General features: G+C 65.9%; 20 protein-coding genes and 1 tRNA gene. 9 read left to right on the top strand and 12 right to left on the bottom strand.

Features of this window, described 5'->3' with window-relative positions; genetic code table 11:
• Positions 1-24: 24 nt before the first annotated feature.
• The 6 genes from RQP53_RS19165 to petA form a co-directional block, all read right to left on the bottom strand.
• A tRNA-Thr gene (locus RQP53_RS19165) sits at positions 25-100 on the bottom strand.
• Between the two features lie 91 nt (positions 101-191).
• The gene (locus RQP53_RS19170; protein ID WP_315652298.1) at positions 192-731 is read right to left on the bottom strand and encodes a ClpXP protease specificity-enhancing factor; all 540 of its coding nucleotides are present in this window, start codon (positions 729-731) and stop codon (positions 192-194) included.
• A 13-nt stretch (positions 732-744) separates the two neighbouring features.
• Entirely contained in the window at positions 745-1,362 is a 618-nt protein-coding gene (locus RQP53_RS19175) for a glutathione S-transferase N-terminal domain-containing protein (protein WP_315652299.1), read from the bottom strand.
• 154 nt (positions 1,363-1,516) lie between these two features.
• Positions 1,517-2,287, bottom strand: coding sequence for a cytochrome c1 (locus RQP53_RS19180; protein ID WP_315652300.1), 771 nt, complete (start codon positions 2,285-2,287; stop codon positions 1,517-1,519).
• A 25-nt stretch (positions 2,288-2,312) separates the two neighbouring features.
• Positions 2,313-3,722, bottom strand: a complete 1,410-nt coding sequence (locus RQP53_RS19185) for a cytochrome b (RefSeq protein WP_315652301.1) — start codon at positions 3,720-3,722, stop codon at positions 2,313-2,315.
• 31 nt (positions 3,723-3,753) lie between these two features.
• A complete protein-coding gene (gene petA, locus RQP53_RS19190; RefSeq protein WP_315652302.1) occupies positions 3,754-4,350 on the bottom strand; it encodes a ubiquinol-cytochrome c reductase iron-sulfur subunit in 597 nt (198 codons plus the stop codon).
• Positions 4,351-4,585: 235 nt separating this feature from the next.
• Between petA and mscL the strand changes: the two genes are divergently transcribed.
• Complete coding sequence (gene mscL / locus RQP53_RS19195; protein ID WP_315652303.1) at positions 4,586-5,026, top strand: large conductance mechanosensitive channel protein MscL; 441 nt, start codon at positions 4,586-4,588, stop codon at positions 5,024-5,026.
• Between the two features lie 134 nt (positions 5,027-5,160).
• Positions 5,161-7,611: a DUF1631 family protein gene (locus tag RQP53_RS19200; protein WP_315652304.1), complete on the top strand. Its 2,451-nt coding sequence runs from the start codon at positions 5,161-5,163 to the stop codon at positions 7,609-7,611.
• A gap of 13 nt (positions 7,612-7,624) precedes the next feature.
• Here the strand turns inward: RQP53_RS19200 and pdxA are convergent, their stop codons facing one another.
• A complete protein-coding gene (gene pdxA, locus RQP53_RS19205; RefSeq protein ID WP_315652305.1) occupies positions 7,625-8,647 on the bottom strand; it encodes a 4-hydroxythreonine-4-phosphate dehydrogenase PdxA in 1,023 nt (340 codons plus the stop codon).
• A 16-nt stretch (positions 8,648-8,663) separates the two neighbouring features.
• Positions 8,664-9,416: a Nif3-like dinuclear metal center hexameric protein gene (locus RQP53_RS19210; RefSeq protein WP_315652306.1), complete on the bottom strand. Its 753-nt coding sequence runs from the start codon at positions 9,414-9,416 to the stop codon at positions 8,664-8,666.
• Positions 9,417-9,454: 38 nt separating this feature from the next.
• On the opposite strand from RQP53_RS19210, the gene RQP53_RS19215 reads away from it, so the two are divergent.
• The 6 genes from RQP53_RS19215 (at position 9,455) to RQP53_RS19240 (ending at position 16,826) form a co-directional block, all read left to right on the top strand.
• The gene (locus RQP53_RS19215; protein WP_315652453.1) at positions 9,455-10,669 is read left to right on the top strand and encodes a S1C family serine protease; all 1,215 of its coding nucleotides are present in this window, start codon (positions 9,455-9,457) and stop codon (positions 10,667-10,669) included.
• Between the two features lie 7 nt (positions 10,670-10,676).
• A complete protein-coding gene (locus RQP53_RS19220; RefSeq protein WP_315652307.1) occupies positions 10,677-11,042 on the top strand; it encodes a VanZ family protein in 366 nt (121 codons plus the stop codon).
• 649 nt (positions 11,043-11,691) lie between these two features.
• Entirely contained in the window at positions 11,692-13,017 is a 1,326-nt protein-coding gene (locus tag RQP53_RS19225) for an ABC transporter substrate-binding protein (RefSeq protein WP_315652308.1), read from the top strand.
• Positions 13,014-13,730: a response regulator gene (locus tag RQP53_RS19230; RefSeq protein WP_315652309.1), complete on the top strand. Its 717-nt coding sequence runs from the start codon at positions 13,014-13,016 to the stop codon at positions 13,728-13,730. The genes RQP53_RS19225 and RQP53_RS19230 overlap by 4 nt, the downstream gene beginning before the upstream one ends.
• The gene (locus RQP53_RS19235; protein ID WP_315652310.1) at positions 13,720-15,309 is read left to right on the top strand and encodes an ATP-binding protein; all 1,590 of its coding nucleotides are present in this window, start codon (positions 13,720-13,722) and stop codon (positions 15,307-15,309) included. The genes RQP53_RS19230 and RQP53_RS19235 overlap by 11 nt, the downstream gene beginning before the upstream one ends.
• Positions 15,306-16,826: a tryptophan halogenase family protein gene (locus RQP53_RS19240; protein ID WP_315652311.1), complete on the top strand. Its 1,521-nt coding sequence runs from the start codon at positions 15,306-15,308 to the stop codon at positions 16,824-16,826. Before RQP53_RS19235 ends, RQP53_RS19240 begins: the two co-directional genes overlap by 4 nt.
• A gap of 131 nt (positions 16,827-16,957) precedes the next feature.
• On the opposite strand, the gene RQP53_RS19245 is transcribed toward RQP53_RS19240, so the two are convergent.
• Positions 16,958-18,283, bottom strand: coding sequence for a sugar MFS transporter (locus RQP53_RS19245; RefSeq protein WP_315652312.1), 1,326 nt, complete (start codon positions 18,281-18,283; stop codon positions 16,958-16,960).
• A gap of 238 nt (positions 18,284-18,521) precedes the next feature.
• Complete coding sequence (locus RQP53_RS19250; RefSeq protein WP_315652313.1) at positions 18,522-21,164, bottom strand: TonB-dependent receptor; 2,643 nt, start codon at positions 21,162-21,164, stop codon at positions 18,522-18,524.
• Positions 21,165-21,656: 492 nt separating this feature from the next.
• On the opposite strand from RQP53_RS19250, the gene gbpA reads away from it, so the two are divergent.
• Complete coding sequence (gene gbpA, locus RQP53_RS19255; RefSeq protein ID WP_315652314.1) at positions 21,657-23,084, top strand: N-acetylglucosamine-binding protein GbpA; 1,428 nt, start codon at positions 21,657-21,659, stop codon at positions 23,082-23,084.
• Positions 23,085-23,390: 306 nt separating this feature from the next.
• Here the strand turns inward: gbpA and fahA are convergent, their stop codons facing one another.
• Both fahA and hmgA read right to left on the bottom strand, forming a co-directional pair.
• Positions 23,391-24,704: a fumarylacetoacetase gene (gene fahA / locus RQP53_RS19260; RefSeq protein ID WP_315652315.1), complete on the bottom strand. Its 1,314-nt coding sequence runs from the start codon at positions 24,702-24,704 to the stop codon at positions 23,391-23,393.
• 36 nt (positions 24,705-24,740) lie between these two features.
• Positions 24,741-26,033 (bottom strand): homogentisate 1,2-dioxygenase, encoded by a 1,293-nt coding sequence (hmgA, locus tag RQP53_RS19265; protein WP_315652316.1) that lies wholly within the window; start codon positions 26,031-26,033, stop codon positions 24,741-24,743.
• Positions 26,034-26,052: the final 19 nt, after the last annotated feature.

The following is a 26,052-nucleotide window of genomic DNA, read 5'->3' on the forward strand; positions in this document are numbered from 1 at the left end:
TTGCGCTGACTCGTTTTTATGTTTTGGTGCCGGCTATCGGATTCGAACTGATGACCTACCGCTTACAAGGCGGTTGCTCTACCAACTGAGCTAAGCCGGCTTCGCCGTTACTGCGAAGAGCGCGCATTGTATGCGCAGATTTCAGCCGTTTTGGCCAAGCACTGCGATATTGCGCAATTTTCTTGAGCAGCCTACTTGATGCGCTTCAGCGTCGGTCGGCCACCGCCACTGGGCTCATCGCCACCACCGTCCGGCTCGGCCTCAGATGCAGTCTTGCTCTCGTCAGCCTCGGCCTCGGCGCCACCCGTGTCAGCCAGACGCAGGCTGCGCAGCGGCGTGGCAGCGCGCGGCGCAGGCGCCGGCGCTGCGGGAGCGGCCTCGGCATTGGGCGCTGGAAAGGCCATGCCCTGCCCGTTCTCACGCGCGTAGATCGCCACCACATGGTCGATCGGCACGACGATCTCGCGCGCCACGCCGCCGAAACGCGCCTTGAACTGGATGAAGTCGTTGCCGAGTTCCAGTCCGCTGGTCGCGTCAAAGCCAACGTTGAGCACGATCTCGTTGTTGCTGACGTACTCCATCGGCACCTGCACCATGCGGTCGACCTGCACCGCGATATAGGGCGTGAAGCCGTTGTCGGTACACCATTCGTGCAGCGCCCTGATCAGATAGGGGCGCGTCGAGGTGCTGGGCGTGCCGGCGGCATCGCCGCCACCAGAAGCTTGATCCATGGTGTCGACGCCGTTACTTGCGCATGACCTTTTCGGATGGCGTCAGCGCCTCGATATAGGCCGGGCGCGAGAAGATGCGCTCGGCGTACTTCAGCAGCGGCAGCGCGTTCTTGGACATGTCGATGCCGTAGTAGTCCAGACGCCAGAGCAGCGGCGCAATGGCCACGTCCAGCATCGAGAAATCGTCGCCCAGCATGTACTTGTTCTTCAGGAAGATCGGCGCCAACTGCGTCAGGCGATCGCGGATTTGCGCGCGGGCCTTTTCCAGCTGCTTGTCGGTCGGCTTGACGGCCTGACCACGACCTTCCAGCAAGTTCACATGCGCGAACAGTTCCTTCTCGAAGTTGAACAGGAACAGGCGCACGCGGGCACGAGCGACCGGGTCGCCGGGCATCAGCTGCGGATGCGGGAAGCGCTCGTCGATGTACTCGTTGATGATGTGCGATTCGTACAGGATGAGATCGCGCTCGACGAGGATGGGCACCTCGTTGTAGGGATTCATCAGCGCGATGTCTTCCGGCTTGGCGAACAGATCGACATCACGAATTTCGAAGTCCATGCCTTTCTCGAACAGCACGAAGCGGCAACGGTGCGAGTAAGGGCAAGTGGTTCCAGAATAAAGCACCATCATGGCGGCGGACTCCTGAGGTTCAGGTCAAAGATCGAATCATCGTGCGGCCGCCGCTGAGGCAACCGCACAAAAGCTCGCACAAAAGGCAAACGCAGTGGGGGCCATCAGAGGCGCCCACTGCGTGTTCGGCCCGGAGATTCACCGGGCCCAAGGTTTACTTCACGTCCTTCCAGAACGCGGCATTCAAACGCCAGGCGAAGACGGTGAACACGGACAGGAACAGCAGCACCATCACGCCGAGGCGGAAGCGTTGCGCCTGGGCCGGCTCGCCCATCCACTGCAGATAGGCGACCAGATCGCCGACGGCGCTGTCGTACTCGCGGGCGCTCAGCGTGCCGGGGGTCAGCTGCTCAAAGCCCTTGAACACATGGGTGGTCTTGCCGTGCTCATGCGGATCCTCGACTTCAGCGAAGGTCGCGGCGCGCTGGCCCTGCAATTCCCACAGCACATGCGGCATGGCCACGCTGGGGAAAGCCAGGTTGTTCCAGCCGGTGGCCTTGGTCTCGTCGCGGTAGAAGGTCCGCATATAGGTGTACAGATAGTCTGCACCCGAGCCCTTGGCACCGTCGGCACGCGAGCGCGCGATCACGGTCAGGTCCGGCGGCGTGGCGCCAAAGAAATCCTTGGCTTGCTTGGCTTCCAGCGACACCTTCATCGTGTCGCCGACCTTTTCCGACGCGAACATCAGATTGTTCTTGATCTGCAGTTCGGTCAGGCCCAGGTCGCGCAGCCGGTTGTAGCGCATGAACGCTGCCGCATGGCAGTTCAGGCAGTAGTTGACGAAGAGCTTGGCGCCGTTTTGCAGCGACGCCACGTCCGTCATCTTTTCCTTCGGGAACTTGTCCCATTCGATGCCGCCCGCATTGGCCATGGCGTTCGAGGCCAGGCCCAAGCCGAGCAGCAGCGTAGCGATGAGTTTTTTCATATCGGTCGACTCCGGTGCTGTGGGCTCAGTGAGGGTGAAAGGTCACGCGGTCAGGCACAGCCTTGGGCGTGCCCAGCTTGCTCCACCAGGGCATCAGCAGGAAGAAGCCAAAGTAGAACAGCGTACCGACCTGCGACACCAGCGTGCCCGCATCGGTGGGCGGCTGGATACCCAGATAGCCCAGCACCAGGAAGAAGACGACGAAGACACCGTAGAGGTACTTGTGCCAGTCCGGGCGATAGCGAATCGACTTGACCGGGCTGTGATCCAGCCAGGGCAGGAAGAACAGGATGATCACGGCACCGCCCATCACGACCACACCCCAGAACTTCGCGTCGAAGGTCTTGAGCAGGAAGATGGCCACGGCAGCAATCACCAGCAGCGCGATCTTGCCCTTGCCGGCGAAGTTGCCCTTCAGCGCAGCCAGCACCGCACCCAGGCCGACGATCACCGACAGCACGTTGACCATCACGTCGGTGGTCGCGCGCAGCATCGAGTAGAACGGCGTGAAGTACCAGACCGGCGCGATGTGCGCAGGCGTCTTCAGCGGGTCAGCCGGGATGAAGTTGTTGTACTCGAGGAAGTAGCCACCCAGTTCCGGCGCGAAGAAGATGATGGCGGTGAACACCATCAGGAACATGCCGACGCCGAAGATGTCGTGCACCGAGTAGTAGGGATGGAAGGGAATGCCGTCCAGCGGATGGCCATTGGCATCCTTGGGCGCCTTCGGACCCTTGATTTCCACACCGTCCGGGTTGTTCGAACCGACTTCGTGCAGCGCGATGATGTGCGCCACCACCAGGCCCAGCAGCACCAGCGGCACGGCAATGACGTGGAAGCTGAAGAAGCGGTTCAGCGTGGCGTCGCCGACGACATAGTCGCCACGGATCAGCAGCGCCAGGTCCGGGCCGACGAAAGGCACGGCGGCAAACAGATTCACGATCACCTGGGCGCCCCAGTACGACATCTGGCCCCATGGCAGCAGATAGCCCATGAAGGCTTCGGCCATCAGGCACAGGAAGATCGCGCAACCGAAGATCCAGACCAGTTCGCGCGGCTTTCGATACGAGCCGTAGAGCAGACCGCGGAACATGTGCAGATACACGACGACGAAGAACGCTGAAGCGCCGGTCGAGTGCATGTAGCGGATCAGCCAGCCCCAGGGCACATCACGCATGATGTACTCAACCGAGGCGAAGGCCACGGCGGCATCCGGCTTGTAGTGCATCACCAGGAAGATGCCGGTGACGATCTGGATCACCAGCACCAGCAGGGCCAGCGAGCCGAAGATGTACCACCAGTTGAAGTTCTTCGGAGCGTAGTACTCCGACATATGCTCCTTGTACATCTTGGACGCCGGGAAGCGGTTGTCCACCCACGTCATCAGCTGGGTGCCCAGGGAGGCGCCAGCAGGAGCTTCTTTGAATTCAGCCATATTGACCTCTGTCCTTTAGCCTTGTGCGGCCTTAAGCCTTCTTGTCTTCACCAATCAGCAGCTTGGTGTCGGACAGGTACATATGCGGCGGCACCTCGAGGTTGTCGGGCGCCGGCTTGTTCTTGAACACCCGGCCGGCCAGGTCGAAGGTCGAACCATGGCAGGGGCACAGGAAGCCGCCGCTCCAGTCGTCCGGCAGCGAAGGCTGCGGGCCGGCGACGAACTTGTCGCTGGGCGAGCAGCCCAGGTGCGAGCAGATGCCCACGACGACCAGATACTCCGGCTTGATCGAACGGGCCGGGTTCTTGGCGTACTCCGGGGTCGGATACGCGGTGCGAGCCGACGCGGGATCGGCCAGCTGCGGGTCGTTCTTCTTCAGCGCTTCAAGCTGCTCGGGTGTGCGACGCACGATCCACACCGGCTTGCCGCGCCATTCGACGGTCAATTTTTCGCCCGGCTTCACCGCGCTGATATCGACTTCCACGGCTGCGCCGGCGGCCTTGGCGCGCTCGGACGGCGAGAAAGTACTGACGAAGGGCACGGCGGTCGCTGCGCCGCCAACGGCGCCGGCGACACCAGTGGCGATAAGCCAGGTGCGCTTGCCTTGGTCCACTTGCTGGTCACTCATGAGGGTCCTCAAACGAGACTTCTGATCGGGGGCAACCGCGGATTCTAACGGAGGTCATGCCCTGTTCCGGCGCTGATTTGCCCAGGCGATGCCAAAACGCTGCGTCCTTGGCACGCGGTCTGGCCTGTTGCCCCCGTGTTTAGCCCGATTTGGACGCCGCGCAAATGGTGACAATACCGGCCAGCCGCCTGCAGACGGATTCTGCGCATCTAGAGCCAAGCCAACGGAGCAAACAATGGGTTTTTTCAGTGAGTTCAGGGAATTTGCCGTCAAGGGCAATGTGGTCGACCTGGCCGTCGGCGTGATCATCGGCGGCGCCTTTGGCAAGATCGTCGACTCCGTCGTCAAGGACCTGATCATGCCCATCGTCGGCAAGGTGATCGGCGGCCTGGATTTCTCGAACTACTTCGTCATGCTCAGCAGCCCGCCGGCCGATTACAAAGGCCCGATGACCTATGAAGCGCTGAGCAAGGCCGGCGTACCGCTGTTCGCTTACGGCAGCTTCCTGACGGTGCTGCTGAACTTCGTCATCCTGGCCTTCATCATCTTCATCATGGTCAAGCAGATCAATCGCCTGAAGCGCGACGCCGAGCCGGCACCTGCCCCAGTCGAAGCGCCGACGACACCGGAAGACATCCAGCTCTTGCGTGAGATTCGCGACGCCCTGAAACGCTGAAGAGAAACAAACTGTCAGCTAATGCGCACGCGGCCGCCAAGGCTGCGTAGCATGACGCTGCGAGCCCATTTGAAATCAGGCCATACTGACGGCCGCGATCTGTGGCAAGCGTCCCACAGCGTACCGTCCCATTCATGAACGCCCCCGAGAACCGACTCAACCCCCATCTGGAAGCCGCCCTGCAGCGCGTTCGCACCGCGGCTGAGCAGGCCAGCGAGCGCACGACCGAAGGCCTGGGTCTGGCCGCGCTGTCGGCCGGCCAGGCCAAGCGCCGCGACGAATTGCTGGCCGCCCAGTTCCTATTCCGGCAGCAACAGGCGCAGTTCGCACAGACGCTGCAAAAAAGCCTGCGCAGCCAGATGGCCGGGGAACTGCAGGCGCAGGCCAAGCCGGTCGCCGCCGCCGGGGGCAAGAAGGACTGGGGCGAGCTCTCGCTGATGGACGACGATCAGGTCGACGCCATGGTGGTCGCCGACCGCATCGGTCTGGCCATCGGCCACCAAAGCGAGTGGGAGCTGCGCGAGGTCGAGTCCTTTGTCGCCAGCCTGGTCACTGCCGGTGACGCCGAGCCGCGCAACCCGCTGCGTCCGGAACTGATCGCACAAGCCCTGCTCGATGCCGTTCACGGCCTGACCGAAGACAGCCAGCTACGCCAACTCTTGATTGACGAGCTGACCCGCGCACTGGCCACCGAGATGCGTGCGGCCTATGCCGACATCGCCCAGCTGCTGCGCAGCCGTGGCCTCAAGCCACAGGACCTGCGCGTTCGTGCGACCGCTGCGGCCGGTGGTGGCGTCGGCGGAGCTGCCAACATGACCGGTATCGGTGGTGGCGGCGGCGCTGGCATCGACATGCATTCGCGCCCACAGGCCTTTGATGGCCACAGCCGGCCCGGCGAGCTCGGTGGCTACGGCTATCCGCCGGCAGGCGCCTACGCCACTTCAGCCTGGGCCGCCGGTGGCGCCATGGCCTATGGCGCGCCCGCCATGGGCGTGGTCGACCCAAAGATGATGGACCTGCTGCGCCGCCTGGCCCATCTGCCGCCAGCGCCAATCGCCGGCTATACAGGCGCGGCACCGAGCAGCTTCGGTGCACTGAGCGGCGCAGGCAATTCAGGCTGGGATGAGACGCTTGGCGATGCCGGCTGGACGCCGGGCATGCTGCCGCCCAATCTGATCCACGCCCACCGCGATGAACTGCGCCAGGCCGCCACCGGCACGCTGGACCATATGGTCATCGACGTGGTCGCCGGGCTGTTCGACCAGATCCTGGCCGACCCCAAGGTGCCGCCGCAGATGGCCCGCCTGCTGGCCCGGCTGCAGCTGCCGGTGCTGCGCGCCGCGCTGGGCGACCCGAGCTTCTTCTCGACGCGGCGCCATCCGGTGCGCCGCTTCATCAACCGGCTGGCCTCGCTGGCCTGCGCCTATGAGGATTTCAGCGAAGACCCCGGCCGCGAGTTTCTGAGCCATGTGCGCGAACTGGTGCAGGACCTCGCCAACGGCGATTTCGACCGCATCGAGGCCTATGAACAGAAGCTCGATGCGCTGGAAGCCTTCATCCAGGCCCAGACGGCGCAAACGCTGAAGGCCCATGGCGATGCCGCCGCCCTGGTCGAGCGCAAGGAAATTGATCTGCGCCTGCAGCAGCGCTACGCGCAGCAGCTGGGTCAGGCACTGGCCGATGTCGCCATGCCCGGCTTTTTGCGCGATTTCCTCGCCCAGGTCTGGAGCCAGGCCATCGTGCTGGCCTCGCGCCTGCCAGATGCCGACGGCCAGCGCGAAGCCAAGTTCCGCCAGAGTGCCCGCAACCTGGTGCTCAGCGTTCAGCCCAAGGCACCCGGCGCCCAGCGCCAGGCCTTTTTGTCGGCCCTGCCCGAGCTGATGCGCAGCCTCAATGAAGGCCTGAACCTGATTGCCTGGCCCGAATCCGCGCGGCAGCAGTTCTTCAGCCAGCTGATGCCGGCCCATGCCGATTCGCTGAAGGGCCAGGGCCTCTCGCCGCTGGACTACAACCTGCTGGCGAAGTCGCTGGACGGCGTGTTTGGCTGCGAGGCGCCGTCCGAGCAAGACCTGCCCCCGCCCAGCGCGATGCTGGACCCGGCCAGCCTGCCCGAGCTGACCGATGTGGTCGAGCCGCTGCAAGGCCTGACCCCGGCCGAGGCCAAGAGCCTGGGCCTGGTCAGCGAGAGCGCGGTTGACTGGAACGGCGAGCTGGACATCGATCTCTCGGCCGACGCACCGCTGGAGGCGGTGGACATCAGCATCGATGGCCTGCCGCCGGCATCAGAAGCGCCCGAACCCAGCAGCGGCACCCTGCTGATCGAGCATCTGCAACTCGGCTTTGCCTACCAGATGCACACCGGTGACGACTGGCAGAAGGTGCGCCTGGCCCATATCAGCGCCGGCCGCAGCTTCTTCATCTTCACCCAGGGCCAGAAGCACCAGCAAACGGTGACGATGACGGCGCGGATGCTGAAGAAGCTCTGCGAAGCCGGCCGGCTGCGCGCCTTCGAGAACGCCTACTTGCTCGAGCGCGCGACCGCCCGTGCCCGCAAGCAGCTGGCCGCGCTGAACTCCCGACACTGAGCCCGCGGCCGCTTTAGCGCGCGCCGCTGAGTTGCCATGCCATCCGTATCGCCGCCCGCATGCTCGATACATCGGCGCGCCCCTGGCCGGCAATGTCAAAGGCCGTGCCGTGATCGGGGCTGGTGCGCACAAAGGGCAGGCCCAGCGTGACATTGACGCCCTGCTCCACGCCCAGGTATTTCACCGGGATCAGGGCATGGTCATGGGTCATGGCCACCACCGCGTCAAACTCGCCGGGATGCCCGGGCGCGTTGCGAGCGCGCATGAAGACGGTGTCCGGCGCATAGGGGCCGCTAACGTTCAGGCCTAGGGCCTGCGCCGCGGCGATGGCCGGCGCGATGTGCAGCAGCTCCTCATCGCCAAACAGGCCGCCCTCGCCGGCATGCGGATTGAGCCCGGCCACGGCGATACGCGGCGCGGCGATGCCACAGCGCTGCAGCGCCGCCGCGGTGATGGTGATGGTCTCCAGCACCCGCTCGCGGCCGATCAGGCTGATCGCCTCGCGCAGCGACACGTGAATGGTCACCAGCACGGTGCGCAACTCCTCATTGGCCAGCATCATGCGCACCGGCGGCAGCGACCCCTCCTGCGCAGCCAGCGCCTGCAACAGTTCGGTGTGGCCCGGATGGCTGACGCCGGCGGCATGCAGCGCCTCCTTGTGAATCGGCGCGGTCACCAGGCCATCCGCCTGGCCCGCCTGCACCGCTGCCACGGCCGCCTCGATGCAGCGCACCGCAGCGGCACCGGCCAGCGCCGAGATCCGGCCCTGCGGCACCTCGATCAGATCAGCGGGCAGACCCGCTGGCTGCCAGACCGGCAGGCAGTCCGGCGGCACGCACGCCCATTCGTCCAGCGACTGCAGCCGCGCCAGCGGCAGGGCGATGGCGCACTGGCGCAGCGCCCGGCGCAGCACCGCCACATCGCCAACCAGGCACAACGGTGCCTGCGCCGAGGCCTCTGCCAACCAGGCGCGGACGCTGATTTCGGGGCCGATGCCACAGGCGTCACCCATGGTCAGCAAGAGCGGAGCGTTCATAGCTGGGCTGCCTTGCTCAAGCGGGGTTGACGATATCGATGAACTGCTGGTTCAGGCCCAGCTCGCCGGCCAGGCGTTCGCCCAGCGCCTGCACGCCATAGCGCTCGCTGGCGTGGTGGCCGGCGGCAATGAAGGCCACGCCGGTCTCGGCGGCGTAATGCGCCTGCGGCTCGGAGATCTCGCCGGTCACGAACACATCGGCGCCAGCGGCAATCGCCGCCTCGAAATAGCCCTGGGCGCCACCGCTGCACCAGGCCACGCGGCGCAGCGGCCGGCCATCGCCGGGCAGCACCGTCGGCGCGCGCTGCATCAGGCCGGCCAGCGCAGCGCTGAGGCTGTCCAACTGCTGCTGCCCCTCGGGCAGTGCGCCGATGAAGCCAAGGTCCTGATCGCCAAAACGTCCATCGGCCTGCCAACCGAGGCGCCGCCCCCATTGCGCGTTATTGCCCAGCTCGGCATGGGCGTCCAGCGGCAGGTGGTAGGCATAGAGATTGATCTGGTGCGCCAGCAGGCGCTCCAAGCGCGCCTTCATCCAGCCGGTCACACAGCCGTCCTGGCCGCGCCAGAACAGGCCGTGGTGGACCAGGATCATGTCCGCCTTGGCGGCGATGGCGGCCTCGATCAGCGCCAGGCTGGCCGTCACCCCGCAGACGACGCGGCCGATCTCCGCGCGGCCCTCGACCTGCAAACCGTTGGGCCCATAATCCTTGAAGCGCCCGGGCTCCAGCCATTGCGTCAGGGTGCGGGTGATGTCGGAACGCTGTGCCATAGATGTAGAAATGTGCGGGAGTCGTGTTGGGAATTGATCTGAGGAAGGTCTGGCTGATTTTCGCCCAGGCGACGACGGTGGCACTGGCCGGCCTGTTTGTGGTGCAAACATTGAAGCCGCAATGGCTGCCCGTCGGCGCCAACACGGCCACGACCGCCCCCCCACGCCCAACCGCCACGCTGCAGACCAGCCCCGGCCTGCTGGCCCCGCCCTCCCCTGCGGAACGTAGCGCGCCAGGCGCGCGCCCCGGCTTCAGCCTGGCCGCCCATCGGGCCGCGCCGGCCGTGGTCAGCGTCAGTGCCAACAAGGCCGCACGCAAGCCGCGCGCTCGCGCCGAAGGCGATGAGGAAGACGAAGACCTCTGGTATCGCTTCCACGGTGGCAAGCGCCCGCGCGGTGACAACCGGCCCCAGGTCGGCCTGGGCTCCGGCGTGATCGTCTCGGCTGAAGGCTATCTGCTGACCAACAACCATGTTGTCGAAGGCGCCTCGGACATCCAGGTGCAGCTGAGCGACGGCCGCGAGGCCCGCGCCGAGCTGATCGGCACCGATCCCGACACCGATCTGGCCGTGCTGCGCATTCAACTGCCCGAGCTGCCGGTGATCAGCCTCGGCGAAGCCGAAAGCCTGCAGGTCGGCGATGCGGTGCTGGCCATCGGCAACCCCTTCAACGTCGGCCAGACGGTGACCTCGGGCATCGTCAGCGCGCTGGGCCGCAACCAGCTGGGCATCAATACCTTCGAGAATTTCATCCAGACCGACGCGGCCATCAACCCGGGCAACTCCGGCGGCGCGCTGGTCGATGCCGAGGGCAAGCTGCTGGGCATCAACACGGCCATCTACTCGCGCAGCGGCGGCAGCATGGGCATTGGCTTTGCCATTCCCGTGAGCACCGCGCGCCAGGTGCTGGAGGCCATCGTCGCCGAGGGTCAAGTCTCGCGCGGCTGGATCGGCGTGCAGACGCGCGAGATCACCCCCGAGGTCGTCGAGGCCTTCAAGCTGGCCGACCGCAGCGGCGTGCTGATCAGCGGCGTGGTGCAGAAGGGCCCGGCCGCCAGCAGCGGCATCAAGGCTGGCGATGTGATGCTCGCGGTGGCCGGCCATGCGGTCAACAACCCGGTTCAGCTGCTGGCCGCCGTCGCCGCACTGAAGCCGCAGACCCGCGCGGCGGTGACGGTGCAGCGCGGCAAGCAGCGCTTGGACATCGAGTTGGAGGTCGGCCGCCGGCCACGCCCGGTTAGCAATCCGGATTGAGGATCGAGTGTTCAGCCCATCGACACGCCACTGGCGCCTGCTGTTCCTTATCGCCCTGGGTTTCGTCAGCTGTATGGCGCTGACGCCGCAACCGCCCCAACAGATTGATTTGGGCTGGGACAAGGCCAATCACGGCAGCGCTTTCACCGTGCTCTATCTGCTGGCGCGATGCAGTTGGCCGGCGCGGCGCTGGCAGACCGCTGCGGGCCTGCTGGCCTATGGGGGCCTGGTCGAGTTGCTGCAGTTGCAGATACCGGGACGCTCGGGCGAATGGCTCGATCTCTTTGCCGATGGCTGCGGCATCGCCCTCGGCCTGGCGCTGGCAGGTCTGGGCGAGCGCTATCTGGCGCGCCGGGGCCAGATCAGGCATTGAGCGGCCCTGCCGCAAACGAGGCCCGCAGCCGCATCGGCGGTCATTGCATTGGTTGCGATGGGCGTGCGGGATCAAGGAGCGAATCGGCAGGTGGCCAGCCCTGCCCGCGGAGCGCTGTCAGGCCTGCCGGCCCCGCGCCCTCTTTGTTTCTGATCTGGGTCAGTCAAGCCGACAACATCGATCGAGAGCGCCGCCAGCGCCATCTCTCTTTCGCGTTATCACCCCTGTCATCAGCCTGCTTTTCAGTCAGCTTTTCGAACAGCCGCGACCATAGTTGACGCCGCCTTGTAACGCAAAGCGCGGCGCCACGCCCCACCCCGCCATGCGACATCAGCAGGCTCGCAAGAGCACCGAGCCGGCGCCGGCCGTGCAGCAAGGCGGCTAAGCACAAAGCGATGCCGCTGGCAGGCCTGACTGTCGCGCACAGGCATCGTGTTACCTTATTTAACGTTGGCCACAGCCCCGATGCCTGCGGGCTTCCCGGGCGATCAGCGGACAAAGCCATCGCAAGCCCCAATCGCCAAGCAACCAGCAGGCTTTGACAATGGTTACACGCGATTTCTCGCTGCCCGCCGTGTCTTACACAAGCTCACCCAAGTCCAACACTAAGAAGGCTCAGCCCGCGCCCGCGCAAGGCAAGATGCGGCGCATGCTTGCCCTCGTCACCTCTCTGGCCCTGCTGCAGCAGGCGGCGCCAGCCTCGGCCGCCCCGGCCTCGGCGGTGGTGGCTGCGCCGGCCAATCAGGAGCTGAATGTGCTGCACTGGTGGACCAGCAGCGGCGAGCGCGCGGCGGCCGATCTGGTCGCGGCACGGATGGCCGAGCAGGGGCTGCGCTGGGTTGATGGCGCGGTGGCCGGCGGCGGCGGCGGCGGCGCGATCAAGGTGCTCAATGAACGCACCCTGCGCGGCCAGGCGCCGCAGGTGGCCCAGCTCAATGGCCAGGCCTTGCGCGAATGGGCCGAGCTGGGCCTCTTGCTGCGCCTGGACGGCGTGGCACAGAAACGCGACTGGCAGCGCACGCTGTTCCCGCAGGTGATGAGCCAGCTCAATGTACGCGATCACGTCGTTGCCGCGCCGCTGGGCATCCATCGCATCAACAACCTCTACATCAATCTGGCGGTGTTCCGCCAGCTCAAGCTCGAGGTGCCGAGCGACTGGGCCGGCGTGGCCCGCGCCGCCACCGCCCTGCGCGCCGCCGGCATCACGCCGGTGGGCTTCAGCGATGAGCCCTGGCAGGTCGCCACCGTGTTCGAGGCGCTGCTGCTGGGCGAGGCCGGGCCGGCACTGTACCAACGCATGGTGGTGCAGCGCGATCTGCAGGCCTTCGAGGACCCGGCGCTGGAGCGCGCCTTCCGCCGCCTGCGCGAGTGGCGCAACTGGGCGGCCAGTGCCAGCAGCGGCGGCGGCAGCAACGCGCCGGCCAATCCGGGCGAGCGGCGCTGGACCGATCTGGTCGCCGATTTCGCCGCCGGCCGCAGCGCCATGCTGATCAGCGGCGACTGGGTGCGCGGCGAGCTTGGCATGCTGGGCCTGGAAGGCGGCAACGATTTCGACTGCAAGGCCGTGCCCGGCACCGCGCAGGCCCATCTGTTCAGCATCGATACCCTAGCCATGCTGGCCGGCGACAACAGCCGGCAAGCGGCGCAGGAAAAGATGGCCGAGCTGCTGGGCAGCGCCACGCTGCAGATCAGCTACAACCGCATCAAGGGCTCGGTGCCGGTGCGCCGCGACGTGCCGGTCGACGAGCTGGACATCTGCGCACAGCGCTCCTACCGCTTGTTTGCCAATCCCGCCACGCCGCGCGTGCCCAGCCTGGTACACCGGATGGCCTTCGATGAGGTCGGCAAGAACGCCTTCATCGAAACGGTGCACCGTTTCGCCCTCGACCCCAATCAAACGCCGGCCGCCGCGCAAAAGCGGCTGCAGGCGCTGTTGCGCGCGCTCGGCCCGCGCAGTCTGAAAGCCACCCCATGAACCGCACCATCCTCATCGTCGACGACGACCAGAAGATCCGCACCCTGCTCAAGACCTATCTGGAAAAGAACCAGTACGAGGTTCGCCTGGCCCATGACGGCGCCAGTTTCATGGCCGAGTTCGAGCGCTTCCGCGATGAGATCAGCCTGTGCATCCTCGACGTCATGCTGCCCGACACCGAAGGCTTCGCGCTGTGCCAGGCGGTGCGGCGGCGCTCCGAGGTGCCGGTCATCATGCTGACCGCCAGTGCCGAGGAAACCGATCGCATCGTCGGCCTGGAGCTGGGTGCCGACGACTACATCGGCAAGCCCTTCAATCCCCGCGAGCTGCTGGCCCGCATCAAGGCCATCCATCGCCGATCCGGCCAGGACCGCAGCCAGACGCCGCGCTACTTCCGCTTCAACGGCTACACGCTGGACGTGCTGGAGCGCTGCCTGATCGATCCCGAAGGCGCGAGCTCGCCGCTCTCGGGCATGGACTTCCAGCTGCTCAAGCTGCTGGTCGAGCACCCCGGCGAGGTGCTGGATCGCAGCCGCCTGGCCGAGGTGACGCGCGGCCGCGATCTCGGCCCGCTGGATCGCTCGCTCGACGTGCAGGTCAGCCGCCTGCGCCAGCGCCTCAACGACGACGGCAAGCAGCCAGCGCTGATCAAGACGGTGCGCGGCTCCGGCTATGTGTTCGCCACCACGGTCAGCAGCGCCCATGCCCTTTGAGTCGGAAACGTCGAGCTGGCCGCGCCACACGCTGGCCTTCTGGTTCGACAGCCTGCAGGGCCGCTTCACGCTGGCCATGCTGGCCGGCTTGCTGATTGTCCAGCTGCTGGTCAATCTGCTCTGGTACCACCAGGCCGAACTGCGCACCCGACGCCAGGCGGAGACGGCGGCGCACCACGTTGCCACCGGCGTGCTCGGCACGCTGCGCGCGCTGCGCGAGCTGCCGCCGACCAACCAGCATTTCGTCATCGAGCTGCTGCGCAATATGGGCGGCACGCGCTTTCTGGTCTTCATCAACAAGGCGCCGGTCGAGATCCAGCCCCTACCCGAGCAGCCGCTGGCCCGCGTCGTCGAGGCCATCGTGCAGAAAGAGCTGGCCGCGCAGCTGCCGCCCGGCGCCGAAACCCGCGTGGTGCTGGCCTCGCCGGTGGGCCTGCACACCTCGCCCGAGGGCGCCCTGCTGGCCGACCTGCCGGAGAGCTGGGTCGACCCCTCGCTGCTGGCCAGCGAACGGCCGGCGCCATTCCTGGTCGTGCAGGTGCAGACCGAGCCGGGCCAGTGGCACTACATGACCGGCAGCATGCCCGACCCCTATTTTCTGGAACAGCTGGACTTCATCACCTGGCAACGCCTGACCCCGCAGCTGCTGACCCTGTGCCTGGTGCTGGTGCTGACCGTGGCCGCCGCGCGGGCCCTGACCGCGCCGTTGCGCGGCCTCAGCCGGGCCGCTGCGTTGGTCGGCCACCGCACCACGCCGCAGCCCTTGCGCGTGACCGGCACTTCCGAGGTGCGCAGCGCCATCAAGGCCTTCAACGAGATGCAGGAGCGCATACGCCGCTACCTCAGCGATCGCGAGCGCTTGTTCGCCTCGATCTCGCACGATCTGCGCACACCGATCACCCGCTTGCGCCTGCGCAGCGAGCTGCTCGATGAAGAGGCGGTGCAGGACGAGTTCCACGAGGATCTCGACGAGCTGGACATGATGGTCAAGACCGCGCTGCAGATCGTCAAGGACACCGATATCCACGAGAACCGCGTGCCGGTGCGCATCGACCTGGTGCTGCAGAAAATGGTCCGCGACGCCCGCATGGCCGGCCAGCAGATCGAGCTGGAGGACCTGCCGCTGACGGTGTTCGGCAAGCCGCTGGCGCTCAAGCGCGCGTTGGGCAATCTGCTGGACAACGCCATCTTCTACGGCGCCGGCAGCGGCCAGCACAAGGCCGAGCTGCGCATGAGCGAAGGCGCGGCCGGCAGCGCGGAAGCGGGTCAGGTCTTGCTGACGGTGCGCGACCATGGGCCCGGCGTGCCGGAGTCGGAACTGGCGCGCCTGGGCCAGCCCTACACGCGACTGGACCATGGCTCCAAGCTGCGCCAGGACGGGCTCGGCCTGGGCCTGTCCATCGTGCGCGACATCGTGGCCGACCACGGCGGCCAGCTGCGCCTGCGCAACCATCCGCAGGGCGGCTTCGAGGTGCGGCTGGCGCTGCCGGCGCATCGGCCCGGCGAATCCCAGGCCGCGCCAATCGCCGCTGCGAACCTCGCCGCCGCCAGCACCACCGAACAGGGGAAGCCCGCATGACGCCCAGGCCCGCCCATATCGCCATCGTCGGTGGCGGCACGGCCGGCTGGATGGCCGCCTGCCTGTTCGCCCGCCATTGGGGGCCGCAGGGCTGCCGCATCACGCTGCTGGAGTCCAGCGAGATCGGCATCATTGGGGTCGGCGAGGGTTCGACGCCCTATCTTCGCCACTTCTTTGCCGAGTTAGGCATTACCGAAGCCGAGTGGATGCCGGCCTGCCAGGCCAGCTACAAAAGCGGCATCCGCTTTCCCGGCTGGTCGACGGTGGCGGGCTACCAGAGCTATGTCCACCCCTTCTTCAATGAGCAGGACCTGAGCACCGGCAGCGCCTTCTTCGTCAACGCCTGCCTGCGCCGCCGCGGCGTCGATGCCGACGCCAATCCGCAGGACTTCTTCATCGCCGCCGCACTGGCTGCGCAGTGCCGTGCCCCGGTGGCCCGGCCCGCGGACGATGGCCGCGCGCCGGCCACCGACTACGCCTACCACTTCGACGCCGGCCTGCTCGGCCAGTTCCTGCGCCGCCATGCCCAGGGGCGCGGCGTCGTCCATCGCATCGGCACGGTGGCGCGGGTGCAGCGCCACGAGTCGGGCGCCATCGAGGCCCTGCAACTGGCTGATGGCGAGCAGCTGGCGGCCGACTTCTTCATCGACTGCTCGGGCTTTCGCGGCCTGCTGATCAGCGAGACGCTGGGCGAGCCCTTCATCTCCTACAAGCACAGCCTGTTCAATGACCGCGCCATCGCCATCCCGACCGCGCTGGACGCCAAGGCGCCAATCCCGAGCGAGACAAACTCAACGGCGCTGCGCCATGGCTGGGCCTGGCAGATCCCGCTGCAAAGCCGCTATGGCAATGGCTATGTCTACGCCTCCGATTTCGTCAGCGATGACGACGCCGAGACCGAGCTGCGCGCCCATCTGGGCCCGGCCGCCGAGGGCCAGCCGGCGCGGCGCCTGCAGATGCGCGTCGGCCGGGTCGAGCGCCACTGGCGCGACAACTGCCTGGCGCTGGGCCTCTCGCAAGGCTTTATCGAACCGCTGGAAGCCACCGCGCTGATGCTGATCCAGTTCGCCGTGGCCGAGTTCATCGCCAGCGTCGATGCGGCCGGACTGGGGCCGGCCGCGCAGTCGCCGTACAACCGCCGTGTCAATCAGATGTTCGATGGCGTGCGCGACTATGTGCTGGGTCACTACCGGCTCAACACCCGCACGGACAGCGACTACTGGCGCGCCAACCGGGCCAACACGGCCGGCGCCGATCGGCTGCTGAGCCTGCTGGAGGTTTGGGACCGTGGTGGCGACTTCGAAGCCGAGCTGAGCCGCCATGGCGACGCCCTGATGTACCAGCGCCCGTCCTGGTACTGCCTGTTCGCCGGCATGGGCCGCTTCCCGGCACAGCTGCGCCCGCCGCAGCATGGCATCTTGTCCGGCGCGCAGGCCCGCGCCGCCATCGCCGCCATCGCTGCGGCGTTTCCCACGCACCGTGAGCAGTTGCAAAGCCTGATCCAGCGGCCGTCCTGAGCTAGAAAAAACGCCTGCTTCCGCGAACGGAGGCAGGCGCAACACGACGCCACAAGGACAGCATCGAGAGAGACGCGAGGTAGGCCGGGCCGGCCATTCCACCGGCCCGGCGACGTTCAATGTTCGCTAACTCACCAACGGCGCAGCTTGTGGCCGTGGGCGGCGTAGTACAGGATCAGCGCATAGCAGGGCAGCATCAGCCAGTAGCCGGCCTGCGGATTGCTGGCCTCGGACAGTCGACCATAGGCCATGGGCAGCAATGCCCCGCCGGCAATGCCCATGATCAGCAAGGCCGAGCCCGCCGCCGTGTACTTGCCCAGCCCTTCCAGCGCCAGCGGCCAGACGGCCGGCCAGACCAGGGCATTGGCCAGGCCCAGCAAGGCCAGGCAGAACACCGAATCCGGCACCGCCGGCACGCCGGCCCAGCCCAGCAGCGCCTGCGACAGGGCGCTGCTGGGCGAGCTCAGCGCCACACCCGCGGTGAACACCAGGCCGGCCAGCGCAGAGGCCAGCAGTGCCGTCTTCTGGGCAACATACTTGGGAATCAGCAGGACGCCCAGGCTGTAGCCCAGCACCATGAAGCCCATGGTGTAGGAGGTCAGCACGGCAAAGTTCTTGACGCCCAGATTGCGACCGTAGAGGCCGATGGTGTCGCCAGCGATCACCTCGACGCCGACATAGGCAAACAGTGCCAGCGCCCCCAGCACCAGCTGCGGGAACTGCAGCACGCCGAAGCGCTGGGTGGAGCCGCTGTCGGTGCTGCCCTCGGCCTGCTCCAGCACCGGCTCGGCCAGCTTGGAGAAGTGGATCAGCAGCGTGAACAGCAAGAGGCCGCCGGCCATCACCGCATAGGGATAGATCAGCCGAGCGCCCAGCTCGCTGCGCAGCGCTTGCCGGCCGGCCGCGTCCATCGAGGCCAGCGCCGCATCTGAGAACTGCTCGATGCCGGACAGGATCAGCGCCGAAAACACCAGCGGCACCACAATGCCGGCGCCCTTGTTGAACAGACCCATGATGCTGATGCGCATCGCCGCACTCTCACGCGCGCCGATGCAGACGATGTAGGGGTTGATCGCCGTCTGCATCAGCGTCATGCCGGTGGCCAGCGTGAACAAGGCCGCCAGGAAGACGCCGTAATGGCTGCTCTTGGCCGCCGGAATGAAGATCAAGGCACCGATGGCCATGATGGCCAGGCCCAGCGTCATGCCGTTCTTGTAGCCGGTGCGCGCCAGGATGGCCGCCGAGGGCAAGGCCATCACCGTGTAGGCGATGTAGAAGGCGAAGGTGACCCACAGCGCCTGCAAATTGCTGAGATCACAAACAATCTTCAGAAAGGGAATCAGCGAGCCATTGAGCCAGGTGACAAAGCCCAGGATGAAGAACATCAGGCCGATGAAGAGCATCGGCAGCAGCACGGGCGGTGCCGCGCCGACGGGCAGTTTGGAAGAGGTGCTCATATAAAGATCCGGCAGGCAGTAACACAGACAGGCCAGGGGCGGCGCGGCAGCCGCCCCGGTGCCTGCCAGTGTCCTGTCCCGCAGTTGACTGCACAACGTGAAGGCGATGGATTCGGCATCAGACCGAGGCGTGAACCGCAGCGATACCCCGTGGTATCGCGAGGATTCACAACGCGGGGCTGGCGCGGAAGACACGGCTTCACGTGCAGGAACCTGCGGGACAGGACACTTGAGGGCATCAGAACTTGGCGCGCAGACCAACGCTGTAGCGAGGGCCATTCTCATAGACGCCGATGGGCAGGCCATCGCTGGTGTTCTGCTTGACCACCGCGTTGGTGATGTTCACCGCCGAGCCGTACAGCGCCAGCTTGGGCGTGATGTCCCAGTTGGCCGTGGCATCCCACTGGCCGTAGGCGCTGTTGACGATCTGACCACCATCCTGCTGACCACCATAGGACTTGTCGCGATAGTTGTACGACAGTCGCAGTGCCACACCGCTCTTCTCATAGTAGACCGCGGCATTGAGCTGGTTGCGCGAATTGCCCTCGACCTTCAGACGCTGGCCATTGCTGCCGGCGCCCTGCACCGCGTCGGTCAGCGTGTAGTTCACGACCGAGCCAAAGCCGCTATTGCCGAAGGACTGCTGCCATTGCAGTTCCAGGCCATTGATGCGTGGGCCGCTGTCCAGGTTGTAGGGGCGCTTCACTTGCAGCAGCACGCCGCCAACGTTCTCGGTGCGTGTATCGGTCGTCACGCTGGTGTCCAGTCGCTTGATGAAGGCCGTGGCCGACAACAGCGAGGCCTCGGCGAAGTACCACTCGATGCCCAACTCGGCCTGGTTGGCATGCACCGGCTTCAGCAGCGGATTGCCAGCGGTGGCCGAATTGCCGGTGCCGTTGATTTCCACCGTCGAGCTCAGGTCGCTGTAGGTGTTGCGGGCCATCACACGTGAGACAGCGCCGCGCAACACCACCTCGCGATTGAGTTCGTAGACACCGTTCACGCTGGGCAAGACGTCGTTGTAGGTGCGCGAGACACTGCCAATGCCGTAGCCCGGCTTGCCGGCCTCCCCCTGGTAGGCCTCAGACGTCTGCTTGGTACGCACCAGGCGCACACCGAAGTCGCCGCGCAGGGCACCAGTCGCGTAGTCCGCCTTGGCATACATGCCAAAGATCTTTTCATTGATCTTGTAGTACTCGCTGGTCTTCTCCTTGTAGACCATGCCCTTGTCGTACATGTCAAAGACCTTCTGCGCCATGGCGTCGTCGACCCAGGCATATTGGGTCAGCGCGCCGCTGGTCGCGGCCGCCTGACTCAGCAGCGGCGACGCCCCGCTGGACACATCGGCCAAGGAGAAGGGCTGCCAGGTGGCCTTGCTGGTGTCAAAGGAACCGATCACGCGGTTGTTTTGCACCGTGTTGTCGCGCAGCTTGACGCCCACCTTGACGTCGGTGATGAAGCCGCCATCGACGTTGTAGTTCAGGTCAGCCTGTGCGTAGCTCTCCTTGCTTTGCATCTTGCGCACCCAGTCACGCGCGCCGCCGAGCGGGCTGCTCAGTGTCAGATTCAGCGCCTTGGGATCGAGCGGATTGATGTCCAGGTACTTCCACTCATAGGTGTCGGGACCCAGATTGATGCTGACCCGCGAATTGCCGGCGAAGGGCATGTTGCGGTCATGGGCGCTGCCGCCATCGGCCTGGGTCGAGCCGATCTGGCCATGCAGCTTCCAGCGATCCAGCGTGTAGTTGCCCTCCACATCCAGCACCTTGGAATGGATGTAGGACTCGCGGAAGATGGGCTCGAAGGCCACCGCCGCCGGGCCCAGGGTGCCGCCCACCAGGGCCTTGCCGCCGTCGGAGGTGGTGATGAACTTCGGATTCAGCACCGAAATCTTGCCCGCTTGCGGAATGTCGTCCAGCCCAGCCCCCATCCACAGATAGTTCTGGTTGCTGTTGTTCATGCTCATGTCCGAATTGAGGTAATTCAAGGACAGGTCGGTCTGCTTGTTGGGGCGGAACTGCAAGGCCAGATTGGTGGTGGTGCGCTCGCGGTCCTGGCGGAAGATGGCCGAGCCGCCGCCCCAGGCCACATAGGCGTTAGGCGTCTGGGCACCGGTGGTCTGGTCGACGATGGTGGTGGTGCAGCCGCACACAAAGTTTTCCAGGCCATCACGGCGCATCGTGCGCGTCTGCTTGCTCAGCGACAGCAGCGCGCCAAAGGTCTTGTCGTCACTCTTCCAGTTCAGCAGGCCATTCAGCTGCGGATCGGTCTTGCCGGGCAGCTTGCTGTAAGTCGCTTCGACCGAGGCCTGCGCGGTCAGCTGGTCCTTGAAGCTCAGCGGCTTGCGCGTCTTCACATTGACCAAGCCGCCGATGCTGCCCTCGTCCAGATCAGCGGACGGACTCTTGTAGACGTCCAGACTGCCAATGATTTCCGAGGGCAGCACGTCGTAGTTGAAGCCACGGCTTTGCTTGTCGTTCTTCCACCAATAGGCCGAGGCCACGCTCTGGCCATTCAGCTGGGTCATGTTGAGGCTCTTGTCGGTGCCGCGCACAAAGATGTCGCGACCCTCACCCCAGCTGCGATCCACCGAGATCCCCGGCACGCGCTGCAGCGAATCAGCGACGTTCTTGTCGGGGAACTTGCCGACGTCCTCTGCATTGATGCTGTCGACGATGTTCTGCGCCTGGCGCTTTTCAACCAGGCTCTTGGTCAGGGTGGCACGCACGCCACGCACCTCAACGCTGTCCAAGGCCTGCTTGCCATCGCTGGCCGGTGCGTTCGATTCGTCGGCAGCCAGGATATGAGGACTGGCTGCCGCAGCCAGGATGGCGGCGATGACTTGAGGCAAGACTTTCTTCTTGAAGGCGGGGGCGGTCATGGGGCTATCTCCTGATGATTCTTGATGTCTCACGCACAGTGCCTTGCGGGCGGCCGGGCGTTGGTGAAAGTGAGGCGGGCTGGCGTCGCGCTAGCCGCTCATCGGCGGCGCTATTGCCAGCTTGCTCATGCAGATCTCCGTCGTGGTGTCGCGCCCTGCAGGCACTGCGCCGCGTGATTCGACAGCGGCAATTTAGCGGCGCCACCGCGTCGCCGTGCAGCGTGTTGCGCTTTGAAGGGTTTCATTGCATCGCGCTTACACAGCGGCTCAGGTTGCAAGACAAAAGTCGCGGGTTTGTGCCTAGTCCGGCCTGGCATTCGCTCAAACCGTGGCCCTGTCAGCCCCAATCCAGAACCCTGAGCACCCAGTCCAAATCCACACCAGCCGCCCGACCCTCGCATGTTTTTCATCTATCGTAAATACCAATAACAAACCACTTGCACACCAGTCGCACAATTCTCAGAATCGGCACAGGTTTTGGAGGAGACATCGATGAAGACGACGAAGCAGCCTCGAATCACCCCTTGGCTGGGCCGCGGCCTCGCCATCCTGGCCCTCGCTGCCAGTGCCCTGCCCGCCTGGTCGCACGGCTATGTCAGCAGCCCTGAATCACGCGGTCTGCTCTGCCAGACCGGCGGCAACAGCAACTGCGGCCCGATTCAGTACGAGCCACAAAGCCTGGAGGGCCCCTCGGGCTACCCAGCCAGGGGGCCGGCCGATGGCCAGCTGGCCAGTGCCGGCCTCAGCCAGTTCAGCACGCTGAACGAGCAGACGGCGAGCCGCTGGACCAAGCGCAGCATCAAGGCCGGCGCCAACAACTTCGTCTGGACCTTCACCGCCAACCACGCCACCCGCAACTGGCGCTACTACATCACCCGCGCCGGCTGGAACCCCAACCAGGTCCTGTCACGCGCCTCGTTCGAGAGCACGCCTTTCTGCCAGGTCGACGGCGGTGGCAGGCAGCCGCCCAAGACGGTGACGCACAGCTGCACCGTGCCGCCGCGCAGCGGTTACCAGGTCGTGCTGGCTGTCTGGGAGGTGGCCGACACCACCAACAGTTTCTACAACCTGCTCGACCTGATGGTTGGCGACGCCCCGGTCTACACCTGGAGCGCCAAGGGCACGATCTACCCCTCGGTGGACCTCAGCGTCGGTGACAAGGTCTCGACCCGCGTCTTCGACACCAAGGGCGAGCGCAGCGAGTTCCAGACCCGCATCACGGTGGCCAGCGCCAGCGAGGGTGTGGCCAACAACTGGGCCTACAAGCTAGCCAGCCAGGTCAATGCCGAACAAGTGCTGCTGCGTGCCGGCCAGCAGGCCGCCGATGGCAGCATCTCGCCGGTCTATGGTCAGAACTCGGTCTTCGTGCGCAATGACAGTGGGCTGGATCGGGTTGAAATCCAGATCGACAAGGCGCCGCCGCCCAATCTCGATGTGCTGGTCTCCGGTCTGGCGAGTGAGTACACCATCGTCGGTGGCAAGTTGAGCATCGCCTTCAACGTCACCGCGGTCGGTGAACTCGATGTCAGCGCCACCGTGTTCGATGCTGCCGGCGTCAACAAGGGCAGCGCCAGCGTCTCGCTGAACAACAGCGGCCAGACGCTGACCATCGCGCTGAACCAGCCGGCGGCCGGCGCCCACCAGCTGGTCGTCAAGGGCACGCCCAAGGCCGGCGGCACGGTGATCCAGAAGACCTATGCGCTCACGCTGAAGACGGCCAGCACTGCCTACGACTACGTCTTCCCCAACGGCCTGGCCAGTTACAAGGCCGGCACCCGGGTGCTGCAGAACAAGACCGGCCGCGTCTACGAATGCAAGCCCTTCCCCTACAGCGGCTGGTGCTCACAGTGGAGCGCCAACTCAACGGCGTATGAGCCGGGGGTGGGGGCGCATTGGGCCGATGCTTGGACAGGACTGTGAGCCCCCGGGGGTATGTGTGCCCCCGCCCAGGTCGCCCCTGAGGGGCGGCTGGGCAGCCCCCCGAGGGGGCGGAAAGGCATGCGGCATCTAGCCGTTTGCCTTTCCTAGCGGGCCGGCTTGGGAGCGGCCCGGCGCTCGGCCCGGGGTGGAATGTTGGCCCCCGCCCAGGTCGCCCCCCTGCGGGGCGGCTGGGCTGCCCCCCGAGGGGGCGCGAATCGCTGCGGCATTCAGCCGCAGCGATTCGCAGGTGGGCCGGCTTGGGGCGGCCCGGCGCTCGGCCCCTGAACGCAATGCGAGCCGTTCGACTCAGAGCGCTGGCGTGATCGTGCAGGCGCAGTCGCCGAAGCCGATGCGGCGGGCGCCATCGCGTTCGGCGAAGGCGCGCAGGATCACGGTGTCGCCGTCTTCGATGAAGAGGCGCTGTTCGCCGTTGGGCAGCGTGATCGGCTGCTTGCCGCCCTGGGTCAGCTCCAGCAGCGAGCCGGCTTCCTCGGGCTTGGGGCCGCTTTGCGTGCCGCTGCCGAGCAGGTCGCCAGACTGCAGATTGCAGCCGTTGCTGGCGTGGTGGGTCAGCATCTGCGCCAGCGTCCAGTAGGCGTGGCGGAAGTTGCTGCGCACCAGGCGGGCGGCCGGCTCGCCAGCGGCGCGCATCTTCGCGCTTTGCAGCCAGACTTCCAGCTCGATCTCGTAGCCGCCCTCGGCACGGTTGGCCGCGCTGTCCAGATAGGGCAGCGGCTGCGGATCGTCGGCCGGGCGCTCGAAGGCGCAGCGGAACGGCTCCAGCGCGTCCATCGTGACGATCCAGGGCGAGATCGTGCTGCCGAAATTCTTGGCCAGGAACGGGCCCAGCGGCTGGTATTCCCAGGGCTGGATGTCGCGGGCCGACCAGTCGTTCAAGACCGTCAGGCCGAACATATGCTGCTCGGCGTCCTGCATCGCAATCGGCTCGCCCAGCGCATTGCCGCTGGCGGTGAACAGGCCCAGCTCCAGCTCATAGTCAATGCGCTTGCTGGCGGCAAAGACCGGCACATCGGCCGTCGGCGGCTTCAGCTGGCCCTTGGGGCGGCGCAGCGGCACACCGCTCGCGACGATGCTGGAGCTGCGGCCGTGATAGCCGATAGGCACCCATTTGTAGTTGGGCAGCAGCGGGTTGTCCGGACGGAACAGCTTGCCTACCGCCACCGCATGGTGGATGCCGGTGTAGAAGTCGGTGTAGTCGTTGATCTTGCAGGGCACGAAGAGCTCAACGGCACCTTGTGCCACCAGCGCTGCCTGCAACGCGCCGGCCTGGGCCGAGCCCTCGCGCAGCGCGTCGAACAGCGCATGGCGCAGCGCGCGCCGCTCGGCCACGCTCTTGGCCATGAAGCTGTTCAGATCGCCCTCGGCCAGCGGCTGCAACAGCACCTGCACGGCCGAGCTCCATTTGCCCAGCGCGGCGGCCAGCTTCAGGTCGAGGATCTGTTCGCCGATGGCGACGCCAACGCGTGCACTCTCGTTGCTATGCAAACGGCGGAACAGGCCATAGGGCAGGTTCTGCAGCGGAAAGTCGGTGCCGGCCGTGTTGGCGCTGGCGACCCAGCTTTGCGCCTTCGGGTCATGGGTGTGGTCAATATGGCTCATGGGCTCACTCACAGAACTTGGATTCGGGAATTGGATTCAGGGCTTGAACTGATCGGCCAGACCGCGCCAGCAGTCGGCATAGCTGGCTTCGAGCTGGCCGCCCTGCAGCGCATAGGCGGTCGGCTTCAGGCGATAGCGTGTCTCGAACATGAAGGCCAGCGTGTGGTCCAGTTTGTGCGGCGCCAGTTCCACCGTCGAGGCCTTGGCGAAGGCTTCGGAGTCGGGGCCATGCGGCACAAAGGCGTTGTGCAGGCTGGCACCACCGGGCTTGAAGCCCTCGGGCTTGGCGTCGTACTGGCCCAGCACCAGGCCCATGAACTCGCTCATCACATTACGGTGGTACCAGGGCGGACGGAAGCTGTGCTCGGCCACCATCCAGCGCGGCGGGAAGATCACGAAATCGATATTGGCCCAGCCCGGTGTGTCTGAGGGGCTGGTCAGCACGGTGAAGATGCTGGGATCGGGATGATCGAAGCTGATCGAACCGATGGTCATGAAGTGCGCCGTGTCGTATTTGTAGGGCGCCAGATTGCCGTGCCAGGCCACCACATTGAAGGGCGTGTGATCCTGCTCGGCGCGCCACAGGCTGCCGCCAAACTTCTTGATGATCTCGTAGCGGCCGGCGTTCTCTGCTTCGAACCAGGCCACCGGCGCCAGAAAGTCGCGCGGATTGGCCAGGCCGTTGGAGCCGATCGGGCCCAGCTCAGGCAGGCGCATCGCAGCGCCGTAGTTCTCGCAGACATAGCCGCGCGAGGGGCCGTCGACCTCGACTTTGAAGGCCAGGCCGCGCGGGATCAGAGCGATCTCGCCGGGCTTCACATCGAGTCGACCCAGCTCGGTCGTGATGCGCAGCGCGCCCTGCTGCGGCACGATCAGCATCTCGCCGTCGGCATTGACGAAGGCGCTGCGCAGCATCGAGCTGGTAGCCAGATAGAGGTGGGCAGCCATGCCGACATGGGCATCCGGATCGCCGTTGACGACCAGGGTGCGCAGGCCGGCCACGAAATCCTGCTCGCCCTCGGGCAGCGGGCTCGGCGCCCAGCGCAGCGGATCGGGCGCGACCGTCTCGCCCTCTGCGGCGCCGGTCTTCAGCCAGGGCTGGGCCAGCGGTGCATAGCCGCTGACCACCACTGAGGGTTGGCGCCGGTAGACCCAGCTGCGCAGATTGCTGTGCCGCGGTGCGGTGAAGGCAGCGCCGGAAATCAGCTCGGCATAGAGGCCCAACGGGCATTGCTGCGGGCTGTTCTGCCCCTGCGGCAAAGCGCCGGGATGGGCCTCGCTGAGATGCTGGTTGCCGAAGCCGGCGAGATAGTGGAGTGTGTTCGTCATGACGGACAGTGCTGCGGTG

The sequence above is a fragment of the Roseateles aquae genome (assembly GCF_032337115.1).
GTDB classification, from domain to species: domain Bacteria; phylum Pseudomonadota; class Gammaproteobacteria; order Burkholderiales; family Burkholderiaceae_C; genus Roseateles_C; species Roseateles_C aquae.